The sequence below is a fragment of the Nocardioides sp. NPDC092400 genome (genome assembly GCF_040684155.1).
Classification (GTDB): Bacteria; Actinomycetota; Actinomycetes; order Propionibacteriales; family Nocardioidaceae; genus Nocardioides.
On record NZ_JBFBFJ010000001.1, the window covers coordinates 922,778 to 936,380 of the forward strand.

A 13,603-nucleotide genomic window follows, 5' to 3' on the forward strand; every position below is an offset into this window, starting at 1 on the left:
GCCCACCTCGGTGGTCCGGTGCGGGGCCGGCACGACGACGGGAGAACCCAGTGCCCTACTCGCACGCGTTCCCGCCGCCCCAAGGGCTCTACGACCCCACCCACGAGCACGACGCGTGCGGTGTGGCTTTCGTCGCGACCCTGACAGGCGTGGCGAGCCACGAGATCGTCCGCCAGGGCGTGACCGCACTCCTCAACCTCGACCACCGCGGAGCCGCGGGCGCCGAGACCAACTCCGGCGACGGCGCCGGCATCCTGATCCAGGTGCCCGACGCGTTCCTGCGCGAGGTCGTGGACTTCGAGCTGCCCGGCCGCGGCGCGTACGCCGTGGGCACGGCGTTCCTCCAGGGCGACGACGAGGCGGTGGCCGCGACGCGGCGCCGCATCGAGCAGATCGCCGACGAGGAGGGCCTCGACGTCCTCGGCTGGCGCGAGGTGCCGGTCGACCCCACGCCGCTCGGGCAGACCGCGCTCGGCGTCATGCCGTCCTTCGCGCAGCTGTTCGTCGCCGGCAAGGGCAGCCGGCTCACCGGCCTCGGCCTCGAGCGGATGGCCTTCTGCCTGCGCAAGCGCGCCGAGCGGGAGACCGACGTGTACTTCCCGTCGCTGTCCTCGCGCACGCTGGTCTACAAGGGCATGCTCACCCCGGCCCAGCTCGACGAGGTCTACCCCGACCTGCGCGACGAGCGGATGACCTCGGCCATGGCCGTGGTGCACTCCCGCTTCTCGACCAACACCTTCCCGAGCTGGCCGCTCTCGCACCCGTTCCGCTACATCGCGCACAACGGCGAGATCAACACGGTCATGGGCAACCGCAACTGGATGCGGGCCCGCGAGGCCCTGCTCGCCTCCGACCTCATCCCCGGCGACCTGGAGCGGCTGTACCCGATCTGCACGCCGGGCGCCTCGGACTCCGCGTCCTTCGACGAGGTCCTCGAGCTGCTCCACATGGGTGGCCGCTCGCTGCCGCACTCGGTGCTGATGATGATCCCCGAGGCGTGGGAGAACCACGGCGAGATGGACGACAAGCGCCGCGCGTTCTACGAGTTCCACTCCGCGATGATGGAGCCCTGGGACGGGCCGGCCTGCGTGGTCTTCACCGACGGCTCGCAGATCGGTGCCGTGCTGGACCGCAACGGCCTGCGCCCCTCGCGCTACTGGGTCACCGACGACGGCCTCGTCGTCCTGGCCTCCGAGGTCGGCGTGCTCGACATCGACCCGGCCAAGGTCGTCCGCAAGGGCCGGCTCCAGCCGGGCCGGATGTTCCTCGTCGACACCGACGAGCACCGGATCATCGAGGACGAGGAGATCAAGGCCGAGCTGGCCGCCGAGCACCCCTACGAGGAGTGGCTCCACGCCGGGCTGGTCAAGCTCGAGGACATCCCCGAGCGCGAGCACGTCGTTCACACCCACGCCTCGGTCACCCGACGCCAGCAGGTCTTCGGCTACTCCCAGGAGGAGCTGCGGGTCATCCTCGCGCCGATGGCCAACGCCGGTGCCGAGCCGATCGGCTCGATGGGCACCGACACCCCGATCGCGGCGCTCAGCGACAAGCCGCGGCTGCTGTTCGACTACTTCAACCAGCTCTTCGCGCAGGTGACCAACCCGCCGCTGGACGCCATCCGCGAGGAGCTCGTCACCTCGCTCAACGGCACCATCGGCCCGGAGTCGAACCTGCTCGAGCCGCAGCCGGCCTCGTGCCGGCAGGTGGTGCTGCCGTTCCCGGTCATCTCCAACGACGACCTGGCCAAGATCCGGCACATCAACCGCGACGGCGACATGCCGGGCTTCGTCACGCACGTCTCCCGCGGCCTCTACGAGGTCGAGGGCGGCGGCGAGGCGCTCGCGCGCCGGATCGACGAGATCTGCGCCGAGGTCAGCCGGGCCATCGCCGACGGCGCCCGGATCATCGTGCTCTCCGACCGCCACTCGACCGCCGAGCTCGCGCCGATCCCGTCGCTGCTGCTCATGGGCGCGGTCCACCACCACCTGGTGCGCGAGAAGACCCGCACCCAGGTCGGCCTGCTCGTCGAGGCCGGCGACGTCCGCGAGGTGCACCACGTCGCCCTGCTCGTCGGGTACGGCGCGGCCGCGGTGAACCCCTACCTGGCGATGGAGTCCGTCGAGGACCTCGCCCGGGACGGCTACTACGTCAAGACCGAGCCCGAGGTCGCGGTCAAGAACCTCGTCAAGGCGCTCGGCAAGGGCGTCTTGAAGGTCATGTCGAAGATGGGCGTCTCGACCGTGGCGTCCTACACCGGCGCCCAGATCTTCGAGGCCGTCGGGCTCTCGCAGTCCGTCGTCGACCGGTACTTCACCGGCACGACCTCCAAGCTGGGCGGCGTCGAGCTCGAGACCCTCGCCGAGGAGGTCGCCCGGCGCCACGCCACGGCGTACCCCCGAGGCGGGATCTCCCCGACGCACCGCGAGCTCGAGACAGGTGGCGAGTACCAGTGGCGCCGCGACGGCGAGCCGCACCTGTTCGACCCCGAGACCGTCTTCCGCCTCCAGCACGCCACGCGCGCGGGCCGGTACGACGTGTTCAAGCAGTACACCCAGCGCGTCGACGAGCAGTCGGCACGGCTGATGACGCTGCGCGGGCTCTTCCGGTTCAAGGGCGCGGAGGTCACCGGCCGCGACCCGGTCCCGATCGAGGAGGTCGAGTCGGTCGAGTCGATCGTCAAGCGGTTCTCGACCGGCGCCATGTCGTACGGCTCGATCAGCCAGGAGGCGCACGAGACCCTCGCGATCGCCATGAACCGGCTCGGCGGCAAGTCGAACACCGGTGAGGGCGGCGAGGACCCCGAGCGCCTCTACGACCCCGAGCGCCGCAGCGCGATCAAGCAGGTCGCGTCGGGCCGCTTCGGCGTGACCGCGGAGTACCTCACGAACTCCGACGACATCCAGATCAAGATGGCGCAGGGCGCCAAGCCCGGCGAGGGCGGCCAGCTGCCCGGCCACAAGGTCTACCCGTGGGTCGCCAAGACCCGGCACTCCACGCCGGGCGTCGGCCTGATCAGCCCGCCGCCGCACCACGACATCTACTCGATCGAGGACCTCGCACAGCTGATCCACGACCTCAAGAACGCCAACCCGCAGGCTCGCGTCCACGTGAAGCTGGTCTCCGAGGTCGGCGTCGGCACGGTCGCGACGGGTGTGTCCAAGGCGCACGCCGACGTCGTGCTCATCTCGGGCAACGACGGCGGCACCGGCGCCTCGCCGCTGACCTCGCTCAAGCACGCCGGTGGTCCCTGGGAGCTCGGCCTGGCCGAGACCCAGCAGACGCTGCTGCTCAACAACCTGCGCGACCGGATCGTCGTGCAGGCCGACGGGCAGCTCAAGACCGGTCGCGACGTGGTCGTCGCGGCGCTGCTCGGCGCCGAGGAGTTCGGCTTCGCGACCGCCCCGCTGGTGGTCTCGGGCTGCATCATGATGCGGGTCTGCCACCTCGACACCTGCCCCGTGGGCGTCGCGACGCAGAACCCGGTGCTGCGCGAGCGCTACTCCGGCAAGGCGGAGTACGTCGTGAACTTCTTCGAGTACATCGCCCAGGAGGTACGCGAGTACCTCGCCGAGCTCGGCTTCCGCAGCATCGACGAGGCCGTCGGGCGCGTCGACACCCTCGACACGACCCCCGCGGTCAACCACTGGAAGGCCTCGGGCCTGGACCTCACCCCGGTCCTGCACATGCCCGAGCTGCCCGAGGGCGCGTCGCTGCGCCACACCACCGGCCAGGACCACGGGCTGGAGAAGGCGCTCGACGTCACCACGCTCGTGCCGCTGGCCGAGGCCGCGCTCGAGCGCGGCGAGCCGGTGCGCGGGCAGGTCGAGATCCGCAACGTCAACCGCACCGTGGGCACGATCCTCGGCCACGAGGTCACCAAGCGGTACGGCGGCCAGGGCCTGCCCGACGGGACGATCGACCTGACCTTCACCGGGTCGGCCGGCCAGTCCTTCGGCGCCTTCGTGCCGCGGGGGATGACGCTGCGCCTCGAGGGCGACGCGAACGACTACGTCGGCAAGGGCCTCTCCGGCGGCCGGGTGGTCGTGCGGCCCGACCGCTCGGCGTCGTTCCGCTCCGAGGAGCAGATCATCGCCGGCAACACGATCGGGTACGGCGCGACGTCGGGCCAGATCTTCCTGCGCGGCGGGGTCGGCGAGCGCTTCTGCGTCCGCAACTCCGGCGCCTGGGCGGTCACCGAGGGCGTGGGCGACCACGCCTGCGAGTACATGACCGGCGGCCGGGTCGTCGTCCTGGGCGGGACCGGGCGCAACTTCGCCGCCGGCATGTCCGGTGGCGTGGCGTGGGTGCTGGACCTCAAGCCGGAGCGGGTCAACACCGAGCTCGTCGAGCTCGGCCCCGTGACCGGCGAGGCCGCGGCGGAGCTGGAGCAGATGGTGCGCGAGCACCACGAGGAGACCGGCTCGGAGGTCGCGGCGGCGCTGCTGGCCGACTGGCCGGCCGCCCTCCCGCGCTTCACCGAGGTCATGCCGAGCGACTACCGCAAGGTGCTCGAGGCCAAGGCGAAGGCCGAGGCCGACGGGCTGGACGAGAACGAGACCGCGAACGCGATGATGGGAGCCCTCCATGGCTGACCCGAAGGGATTCCTGAAGGAGGGTCGCGAGGTCGCGGCCCGCCGCCCGGTCGAGGAGCGGGTCAAGGACTGGGACGAGGTCTACCCGGGTGGGGCGGGTCGGGCGCTGCTGCCGATCATCACCCCGCAGGCGGGGCGCTGCATGGACTGCGGCATCCCGTTCTGCCACCAGGGCTGCCCGCTGGGCAACCTGATCCCCGAGTGGAACGACCTCGTCTGGCGCGAGGACTGGGACGACGCGATCGACCGGCTCCACGCGACCAACAACTTCCCGGAGTTCACCGGTCGGCTCTGCCCCGCCCCGTGCGAGGCCGCCTGCGTCCTGGGCATCAACCAGGACCCGGTGACGATCAAGAACGTCGAGGTCACGATCGCCGACCGCGCGTTCGACTCCGGCTACGTCCGCCCGCAGCCGCCCGAGTGGCTGTCGGGCCGCACCGTCGCGGTGATCGGCTCGGGCCCGGCGGGGCTCGCGGCCGCCCAGCAGCTGACCCGCGCCGGTCACACCGTCGCCGTCTACGAGCGGGCCGACAAGATCGGCGGGCTGATGCGCTACGGCATCCCCGAGTTCAAGATGGAGAAGAAGTACCTCGACCGCCGCCTCGACCAGATGCGGCGCGAGGGCACGGTCTTCCGGGCCGGCGTCGAGGTGGGCGGCGGCGCGCTGACCGCCGACGCGCTGCGCGAGCGGTACGACGCGGTCGTGCTCGCCATCGGCTCGACCGTCCCGCGCGACCTGCAGGCGCCGGGCCGTGAGCTCGGCGGCATCCACCAGGCGATGGAGTTCCTCCCGCAGGCCAACCGGGTCGCGCTGGGGGAGACCGTCGAGGGCCAGGTCACCGCGACCGGCAAGCACGTCGTCATCATCGGTGGCGGCGACACCGGCGCGGACTGCCTCGGCACCTCCACGCGCCAGGGCGCGGCGTCGATCACGCAGCTGGAGATCATGCCCGAGCCGCCGGAGAGCCGCCCCGCGGGACAGCCGTGGCCGACGTACCCGATGACGTTCCGGGTGTCCTCGGCCCACGAGGAGGGCGGCGAGCGCGTCTACGCGGTGTCGACCAAGGAGTTCCTCGGCGACGAGGACGGCAACGTCCGCGCGCTGAAGCTGGTCGACGTGAGGTTCGAGGGCGGCAAGCTCGTCGAGCTCGAGGGCACCGAGCGGGAGATCCCGGCCGAGCTGGTGCTCTTCGCGATGGGCTTCACCGGCCCCGAGCGGCCCGGCCTGGTCGAGCAGCTCGGCGTGGACCTCGACGAGCGCGGCAACGTGGCTCGTGACCTGGGCTACCAGTCCTCGGTCCCGGGCGTCTTCGTGGCCGGCGACGCCGGCCGCGGCCAGTCGCTGATCGTGTGGGCGATCGCCGAGGGCCGCGCCGCGGCGTCGGCCGTCGACACCTACCTGACCGGCTCCACCGCGCTGCCGGCCCCGGTCAAGCCGACGGACCGTCCGCTGATGGTCTGAGCACCACCCGCACCGACCAGGGTCGGCCCGTCCGGGGAACCGGGCGGGCCGACCCTGCCGCCTTGTCCGGGGTTCGGTGTTGGATCGTTCAAAGCCTCGGTAGGCTGGGACCGTGCGTAGAGCCAAGATCGTCTGCACCCTCGGCCCCGCGACCTCGTCGCCTCGACGGATCCGGGAGCTCGTCTACGCCGGGATGGACGTCGCCCGGCTCAACATGAGCCACGGCTCGCACGAGGACCACGCCGAGGCCTACCGGCTGGTGCGCGAGGCCGCCGACGCCAGCGGGCACGGGGTCGGCATCTTCGCCGACCTGCAGGGGCCGAAGATCCGCCTGGAGAAGTTCGCCGGCGGGCCGGTCCAGCTGCGCCGCGGCCAGGAGTGGACCATCACCACGCGCGACGTCCCCGGGGACGCCGAGATCGCGGGCACGACGTACAAGGGCCTGCCCGGCGACGTCGGCGTCGGCGACCCGATCCTCATCGACGACGGCAAGGTGCGCCTGCGGGTGCTCTCCGTCGAAGGCCCCGACGTGCGCACCGAGGTGCTCGTCGGCGGCAAGGTCAGCAACAACAAGGGCATCAACCTGCCCGGCGTCGCGGTGTCCGTGCCCGCGCTGTCGGACAAGGACGAGGCCGACCTGCGCTTCGCCCTCGGCCTCTGCGTGGACTTCGTCGCACTCAGCTTCGTCCGCAGCGCCGACGACGCCGAGGACGTGCGGCGGATCATGCGCGAGGTCGGCGTCTCGGTGCCGGTCATCGCCAAGATCGAGAAGCCGCAGGCGATCGAGAACCTCGACGAGGTCGTCGCGGCGTTCGACGGCTTCATGGTGGCGCGCGGCGACCTGGGCGTGGAGTGCCCGCTGGAGGACGTGCCGTTCCTCCAGAAGCGGATCGTCGAGAAGGCCCGGCTCAACGCCAAGCCCGTCATCGTCGCCACCCAGATGCTGGAGTCGATGATCGGCAACCCGGCCCCGACCCGCGCGGAGGCCTCCGACGTCGCCAACGCCGTGCTCGACGGCGCCGACGCGGTGATGCTCTCGGGGGAGACGAGCGTGGGGGAGTACCCCGTCCACACCGTCGAGACCATGGCCCGCATCATCGAGGCCACCGAGCGGCACGCCCTGTCCGCCGAGGCCGTCGACCGCGTCTCCGCGATCGACTGGGACCCCCACACCAAGGGCGGCGTGATCGCCAAGGCCGCCCTCGAGGTCGCCGAGCGGGTCGAGGCCAAGTACGTCGTGGCGTTCACCCAGTCCGGCGACTCCGCCCGCCGGATGTCGCGCCTGCGCGGCGCGGTGCCGATCCTCGCCTTCACCCCCGAGGCCGCGGTCCGCTCGCAGCTGTCGATGTCGTGGGGCGTGGAGACCTTCAAGACCGCCTCGGTCGAGCACACCGACGAGATGGTCCGCCAGGTCGACGAGCAGCTCCTGCGCATCGGCCGGGTCGAGGAGGGCGACCTCGTCGTGATCATCGCGGGTGCCCCTCCGGGCATCCCCGGCTCCACCAACGCCCTGCGCATCCACCGGATGGGCGACGCCATCAAGGGCGTCGCGCCCGCCTACCGGCGGTCCGCGACCTGATCGTCGCGCTGGTCCCGTGCGGCCCGCGCTCGTCGCGTCGCCGGGGTGTGCGCCTGTCGGTCCATCAAGGGATGCAGGGAAGTAGTCGCTTCCCAGGTGGAGCTCGCCTGGAGGAGCGGCGGTTCGTCAGCATCCCTTGATGAACCGCCGCCCGCGCGGCCGGGTGGTGCCCCGGGTGGGATTCGAACCCACACTGGATGGTGTTTGAGACCATTGCCTCTGCCGTTGGGCTACCGGGGCCGGCGGGACGGAACCATAGCGCCACGCGACCCCCTTCCCCTAAGTCGACCAGTTCGCTACGGTTTGGTGCGTGACCTGGACGAGACCGTGGCGGTGGGCGGCGGCGAGCAACGCGCGCGCGGTGGCCAACGCCCGCGCCGCGGCGGTCGAGTGCAGCCGCCGGCGGCTCGAGCGGGCCGAGGTGGCGGCGTACGTCGAGGTGTCGGTCGAGGGGCGCCTCCGCCGGCGCGCCTGACCGCCCCCGGACGGCGCCCGCTGCGTGAGCGGTCCCACGGCGCGCGGAGGGCTGCCGCCGATACCCTGTCGCCCGTGACCGAGCCCCAGCCCGCCCCGAGCACCAGCACCACGCGCAGCGTCGTGATCGCCGAGGACGAGGTGCTGATCCGGATGGACCTCGCGGAGATGCTGGGCGAGGAGGGGTACGACGTCGTCGGCCAGGCCGGCGACGGGGCCAGGGCGATCGAGCTGGCCCAGGAGCTCCGCCCCGACCTGGTCATCCTCGACGTCAAGATGCCGGTGCTCGACGGGATCGCCGCGGCCGAGGCGATCGCCCGCGACCGGATCGCGCCCGTGGTGATCCTGACGGCGTTCTCGCAGCGGGAGCTCGTCGAGCGGGCGCGCGACGCCGGGGCGATGGCGTACCTCGTCAAGCCGTTCTCCAAGTCCGACCTGGTGCCGGCGATCGAGATGGCGGTCAGCAGGTTCTCCGAGCTCTCGCTGCTCGAGGCGGAGGTCGCCGACCTCACCGAGCGGCTGGAGACGCGCAAGTCGATCGACCGCGCCAAGGGCGTGCTGCAGCAGCAGCTGGGCCTCTCCGAGCCCGAGGCCTTCCGGTGGATCCAGAAGACCGCGATGGACCTGCGGCTCTCGATGCGCCAGGTCGCCGACGGCGTCGTCGAGCACGGCCCGGGCATCGCGGGCTGACCGCTCGCGTCGCCGAGCCGGGCTCGTGCCGGGCCCCCGACCGGGGCCCCGCCCCGCGTCGCCGCAGGTCACCGCAAGATCACGGTCCGGTAAAGCCGAGGCGTGCCTGCCCCGATGTGCCCCAGACCACGTTCGGTCCCCCTAGACTCTCCGGGCGGTACCCGCCGGGTGCCTTGATGAGGAGGACCGGTTTGAAGTCTCGTCACCACGTCCGCACGACCGGTGCGAGGGCGGTGGGGAAGGGTCTGGTCGCCGCCGTGCTGCTGGGCCTGCTGGTCCCGCTGCTCCTGCTGGTCGGCGGCTCGAGCGCGAGCGCAGCGACCCTGTGCTTGCCCAAGCCGGACGAGACGGGCTGCATCAGCGGCACCGTCGGGTCCCGGGCCGAACCCGTCGCCGGCGTCGACGTCGTCCTGCGTGACGCGCAGGGCACCGACCTCGAGACGGTCACCACCGCGGAGGACGGCAAGTTCAGCTTCTCGGTGACCGAGTCGGGTGACTACTTCGTCGTCCTCGACGAGGACACCCTCCCCGACGGCCTCGAGCAGCTCCCGCCGCGCGCCGCCATCGCCGGGCCGGACGGCTCGGTGAAGGTCGCGGCGAAGGTCGGCATGTCGGTCTCCCCGATCGTCGAGGTCCGCGACGAGGACTACGACGCGGGCGGTGAGTCCTTCACCGACCAGATCGCCCAGTCGGTCGTCAACGGCCTTCGCCTCGGCCTCCTGCTGGCGCTGGCGTCCCTCGGCCTCTCGCTCATCTACGGCACCACCGGCCTGTCCAACTTCGCCCACGCCGAGCAGGTGACGCTGGGCGGCATGGTCGCCTACGGCCTGGTCAACCTCGCCGGCATGAACCTGTGGCTGGGGATCGTGGTCACGACGCTCGTCTGCGCGGGCTCGGGATACCTCCAGGACCGCCTCCTCTGGCAGCCGCTGCGCCGCCGCGGGCTGGGCCTGACCCAGCTGATGATCGTCACGATCGGTCTCGCGCTGGCCGCGCAGTACGCCTACCAGTACTTCGTCGGCGCCTCGCTGCAGAAGGTCGTGGTCGAGGACTTCGGCACCACCACCTTCGGCCCGGTGACGCTGACCAACCTCTCCTTCCTCGCCATGGGCGTCGCGATCGTCGCGATCGCGGCCGTCGGGTTCGTCCTCGTGCGCACCCGCGTCGGCCAGGCGACCCGCGCGGTGTCCGACAACCCCGCGCTCGCGGCGGCGTCCGGCATCGACGTGGACAAGATCATCCGCCTCGTCTGGACGGCCGCGGCCGGTCTCGCCGGCCTCGCCGGCGTGCTCTACGCCCTGGTCATCAGCAACGGCATCCGTTGGGACACCGGCATGCAGATCCTGCTGCTGCTGTTCGCCGCGGTCACCCTGGGCGGCCTCGGCACGGCCTTCGGCGCCTTCGTCGGCTCGATCATCATCGGGCTCGTCGTGGAGCTGGCCGGACCGCTGGGCGCGCCCGGTGACCTCAAGTACGCCGTTGCCCTCGGCATCCTGATCGTGCTGCTGCTGGTGAGGCCCCAGGGCATCCTCGGCCGCGCCGAGCGGGTCGGCTGAGAGGGAGAGGGACTCAATCCATGGACACCATCCTCGAAATCCTCGGCGCCGTCATCCGCGAGATGATCAGCCCGGGCACCGCCGCCGTCGCCATCGCGGTCATCGGCCTGAACCTGCACTTCGGCTACACCGGCCTGCTGAACTTCGGCCAGTCCGGCTTCATGCTGCTCGGTGCCTACGGCTTCGCCATCTCGCTGGTCCACGACATACCGCTGCCGATCGCCGTGCTCATCGGCCTCGGTCTGGCCTTCGTCTTCGCGCTCGTGCTGGGCATCCCGACCCTGCAGCTGCGCGGTGACTACCTCGCGATCGTGACGATCTCCGCAGCGGAGATCATCCGGTTCGTCGGACGCCTGGCGAACCTCAAGGACCTCACCGGTGGCGCGCAGGGCATCCAGGGCCGCACCTACCAGCCGGCCTTCGTCAACCTGTCGTTCTTCGGCGACGGCAGCTTCACGCTGGCGCCGTTCAACTACACCGACGTCGCCGACGGCGCCGGCTGGGTCCGGGCCCTCGGCGGCCTGGTCTTCCTCGCCTGCGTGGTCGCGATCGTCGTCCTCGTCCGGCGCACCAAGCGTGCCGACGACCCGACCTCCGAGGTGCCGCGCAAGGGGCTCAACGGCCTGCCCGGCAAGCTGCTGGTCGCGCTGCTCGTGGTCGTCGCGCTGTACGCCGTGTTCTTCGCGATGCCGGTCACCTACGGCCGCTCGGGCGTCAACGGCTGGTGGGTCCGCGCCGTGGCGTGGTCCCTCGTGGCGCTCAGCACGCTGATCGTCTTCCTGCTGGTGCGCAGCCCCTGGGGCCGCCTCCTGCGGGGCGTTCGTGAGGACGAGGACGCCATGCGCAGCCTCGGCCGCAACGTGTTCGCGGTGAAGATGCAGTCGCTCGTCATCGGTGGCCTCTTCGGCGCCCTCGGCGGCATGGTCTACGTCCTCGCCTCGACCGTGCAGCCCGACGCCCTCGGCCGCCAGATCACGTTCTTCGCCTACACCGCCCTGCTCCTGGGCGGCGCGGCGACGATCCTCGGCCCGGTGCTCGGCACCGTGCTGTTCTTCTCCGCGCGCATCCTCATCCGTGAGTCGGCGCGCGCCTACGTGCCCGACAGCATCATGAGCAGCCAGCAGACCGAGCAGTTCTCGTTCATCGTGGTCGGTGTGGCGCTGGTCCTGCTCGTGATCTTCCGACCGCAGGGAATCCTGGGCGACAAGAGGGAGCTCCGGTTCAATGTCTGAGACCACCGTAAGCGGTACGTCGCACCTGGCCGACCCGGCCGCCCGCCGCGAGCTGATGTCGGGCGTCGCGCCCGAGCCCGGCTCGGCCAAGGTCGACCCGATCCTCAAGGTCGACAAGATCGAGCGCCGGTTCGGCGGCATCACCGCCGTCGACGTCGAGCACCTCGAGGTCCAGCGCGGTGTCATCACCGCGCTGATCGGCCCCAACGGTGCCGGCAAGACGACGTTCTTCAACCTGATCACCGGCTTCGACAAGCCGAGCTCGGCCGGCAACGGCGCGCACTGGGAGTTCGACGGCCGCGCCCTGGACAAGACGTCCGCGTCGAGCGTCGCGAAGGCCGGCATGGTCCGCACCTTCCAGCTCACCAAGTCCCTCAACCGGATGACGGTGATGGACAACATGATGCTGGGCGCCCAAGGCCAGGCCGGGGAGAACCTCCTCAAGTCCGTCTTCAAGCCGCTGTGGCGCGGCCAGGAGCGGGCGGTCGAGGAGAAGGCCAAGGAGCTGCTCGCCCGCTTCAAGCTGCTCGAGAAGAAGGACGACTACGCGGGCAGCCTCTCCGGCGGCCAGCGCAAGCTGCTCGAGATGGCGCGGGCGCTGATGAGCGACCCGAAGATGATCATGCTCGACGAGCCGATGGCCGGTGTGAACCCGGCGCTGACCCAGTCGCTGCTCGGCCACATCCAGGCGCTGCGCGACGAGGGGATGACCGTGCTGTTCGTCGAGCACGACATGCACGTCGTCCGCCACATCTCCGACTGGGTGGTCGTCATGGCCGAGGGTCGGGTCGTCGCGGAGGGCCCGGCCGACACGGTGATGTCGAACCAGGCCGTCATCGACGCCTACCTCGGCGCACACCACGACACCGACCTCGGAGACGACGACCTGCTGACCGAGGACGCCCTGCAGGAGATCGAGGCCGAGGTGCGCGCCGACGAGGCCGCGCACGAGAAGCAGGACCACGAGGGAGACAAGTCGTGACCCAGACGCAGACCACCTCGCCGGCCGCGGGATCCGCCCAGCCGGTCATCGAGGCCACGGACCTCGTCGCCGGCTACCTCCCCGGCGTCAACATCCTCAACGGGTGCAGCCTGGTGGCCCACCCCGGCGAGATGATCGGGATCATCGGTCCCAACGGCGCCGGCAAGTCCACGCTGCTCAAGGCGATGTTCGGGCTGGTGAAGATCCACTCCGGCAGCGTCACGCTGCACGGCGAGGACATCACCAACTCGCGCGCCAACCGCCTGGTGCAGATGGGCGTCGGGTTCGTCCCGCAGACCAACAACGTGTTCCCCTCGCTCACCATCGAGGAGAACCTGCGGATGGGTCTCTTCCTGCGGCCCAAGAAGCTGCAGGAGCGCCTCGGCGCGATGTGGGACCTCTTCCCGACGCTGCACGAGCGGCGGGACCGCAGCGCCGGCGCGCTCTCCGGCGGTGAGCGCCAGTCGCTCGCCATGGCGCGCGCGCTGATGATGGAGCCCAAGGTGCTGCTGCTCGACGAGCCCTCCGCGGGTCTCTCCCCGGTGCGCCAGGACGAGACCTTCATCCGCACCCGCCAGATCAACAAGACCGGCGTCTGCGTCGTGATGGTCGAGCAGAACGCCCGCCGCTGCCTGCAGATCTGCGACCGCGGCTACGTGCTCGACCAGGGCCGGGACGCCTACACCGGCACCGGCCGCGAGCTCGCCAACGACCCCAAGGTCATCGAGCTCTACCTCGGCACCCTCGCCAAGGACGTCGACGAGGAGCGCCAGACCGGCGCCTGAGCCCTCACCACGGCGTACGACGAAGCCGCCCACCCGCGACGCGGGTGGGCGGCTTCGTCGTTCCCGTCGTTCCTGTTCCTGCTGCCGGTGCTGCCGCCCCCCGCCGCGGGCCGGGGCCCCGACGCTGCGCCTGCCGGGCGCGATCGGCGCTGGCCGCGGGCGAGCACGAGGCGCGCTACCCGCCCTGCCGGAGCCACCAGGTGGCAAGCGTCGGCGGGGGAACGGCGGTGGAGCGATCGGACGGTGCC

Annotated in this window: 9 protein-coding genes and 1 tRNA gene; 9 read left to right on the plus strand and 1 reads right to left on the minus strand. The window is 71.3% G+C overall.

What is annotated here, in order from left to right; all coding sequences use genetic code 11:
- The first annotated feature begins 50 nt into the window (after positions 1 to 50).
- The 3 genes from gltB (at position 51) to pyk (ending at position 7,636) form a co-directional block, all read left to right on the plus strand.
- Entirely contained in the window at positions 51 to 4,595 is a 4,545-nt protein-coding gene (gltB, locus tag AB0N29_RS04585; RefSeq protein WP_364864461.1) for a glutamate synthase large subunit, read from the plus strand.
- Complete coding sequence (locus AB0N29_RS04590) at positions 4,588 to 6,057, plus strand: glutamate synthase subunit beta (RefSeq protein WP_364864463.1); 1,470 nt, start codon at positions 4,588 to 4,590, stop codon at positions 6,055 to 6,057. Before gltB ends, AB0N29_RS04590 begins: the two co-directional genes overlap by 8 nt.
- 112 nt (positions 6,058 to 6,169) lie before the next feature.
- Entirely contained in the window at positions 6,170 to 7,636 is a 1,467-nt protein-coding gene (gene pyk / locus AB0N29_RS04595; protein WP_364864465.1) for a pyruvate kinase, read from the plus strand.
- Between the two features lie 164 nt (positions 7,637 to 7,800).
- Here pyk and AB0N29_RS04600 read toward each other — a convergent pair.
- A tRNA-Leu gene (locus AB0N29_RS04600) sits at positions 7,801 to 7,876 on the minus strand.
- Positions 7,877 to 7,946: 70 nt separating this feature from the next.
- Between AB0N29_RS04600 and AB0N29_RS04605 the strand changes: the two genes are divergently transcribed.
- The 6 genes from AB0N29_RS04605 (at position 7,947) to AB0N29_RS04630 (ending at position 13,355) form a co-directional block, all read left to right on the plus strand.
- Positions 7,947 to 8,111: a hypothetical protein gene (locus AB0N29_RS04605; RefSeq protein WP_302270833.1), complete on the plus strand. Its 165-nt coding sequence runs from the start codon at positions 7,947 to 7,949 to the stop codon at positions 8,109 to 8,111.
- Positions 8,112 to 8,185: 74 nt separating this feature from the next.
- Positions 8,186 to 8,800 (plus strand): response regulator, encoded by a 615-nt coding sequence (locus AB0N29_RS04610; RefSeq protein WP_302270835.1) that lies wholly within the window; start codon positions 8,186 to 8,188, stop codon positions 8,798 to 8,800.
- A gap of 191 nt (positions 8,801 to 8,991) precedes the next feature.
- Complete coding sequence (locus tag AB0N29_RS04615) at positions 8,992 to 10,356, plus strand: SdrD B-like domain-containing protein (RefSeq protein ID WP_364864468.1); 1,365 nt, start codon at positions 8,992 to 8,994, stop codon at positions 10,354 to 10,356.
- Between the two features lie 20 nt (positions 10,357 to 10,376).
- On the plus strand, positions 10,377 to 11,588 hold the full coding sequence (locus AB0N29_RS04620) for a branched-chain amino acid ABC transporter permease (RefSeq protein WP_302270838.1): 1,212 nt from the start codon (positions 10,377 to 10,379) through the stop codon (positions 11,586 to 11,588).
- A complete protein-coding gene (locus AB0N29_RS04625) occupies positions 11,581 to 12,570 on the plus strand; it encodes an ABC transporter ATP-binding protein (RefSeq protein ID WP_302270839.1) in 990 nt (329 codons plus the stop codon). The genes AB0N29_RS04620 and AB0N29_RS04625 overlap by 8 nt, the downstream gene beginning before the upstream one ends.
- On the plus strand, positions 12,567 to 13,355 hold the full coding sequence (locus AB0N29_RS04630) for an ABC transporter ATP-binding protein (protein ID WP_302270840.1): 789 nt from the start codon (positions 12,567 to 12,569) through the stop codon (positions 13,353 to 13,355). The genes AB0N29_RS04625 and AB0N29_RS04630 overlap by 4 nt, the downstream gene beginning before the upstream one ends.
- Positions 13,356 to 13,603 lie beyond the last annotated feature (248 nt).

What these genes read in the sequence shown, in the direction of transcription:
- AB0N29_RS04625 (WP_302270839.1), top strand. Translation starts at nt 11,581, where the DNA reads ATGTCTGAGACCACCGTAAGCGGTACGTCGCACCTGGCCGACCCGGCC.
- AB0N29_RS04590 (WP_364864463.1), top strand. Translation starts at nt 4,588, where the DNA reads ATGGCTGACCCGAAGGGATTCCTGAAGGAGGGTCGCGAGGTCGCGGCC.
- AB0N29_RS04620 (WP_302270838.1), top strand. Translation starts at nt 10,377, where the DNA reads ATGGACACCATCCTCGAAATCCTCGGCGCCGTCATCCGCGAGATGATC.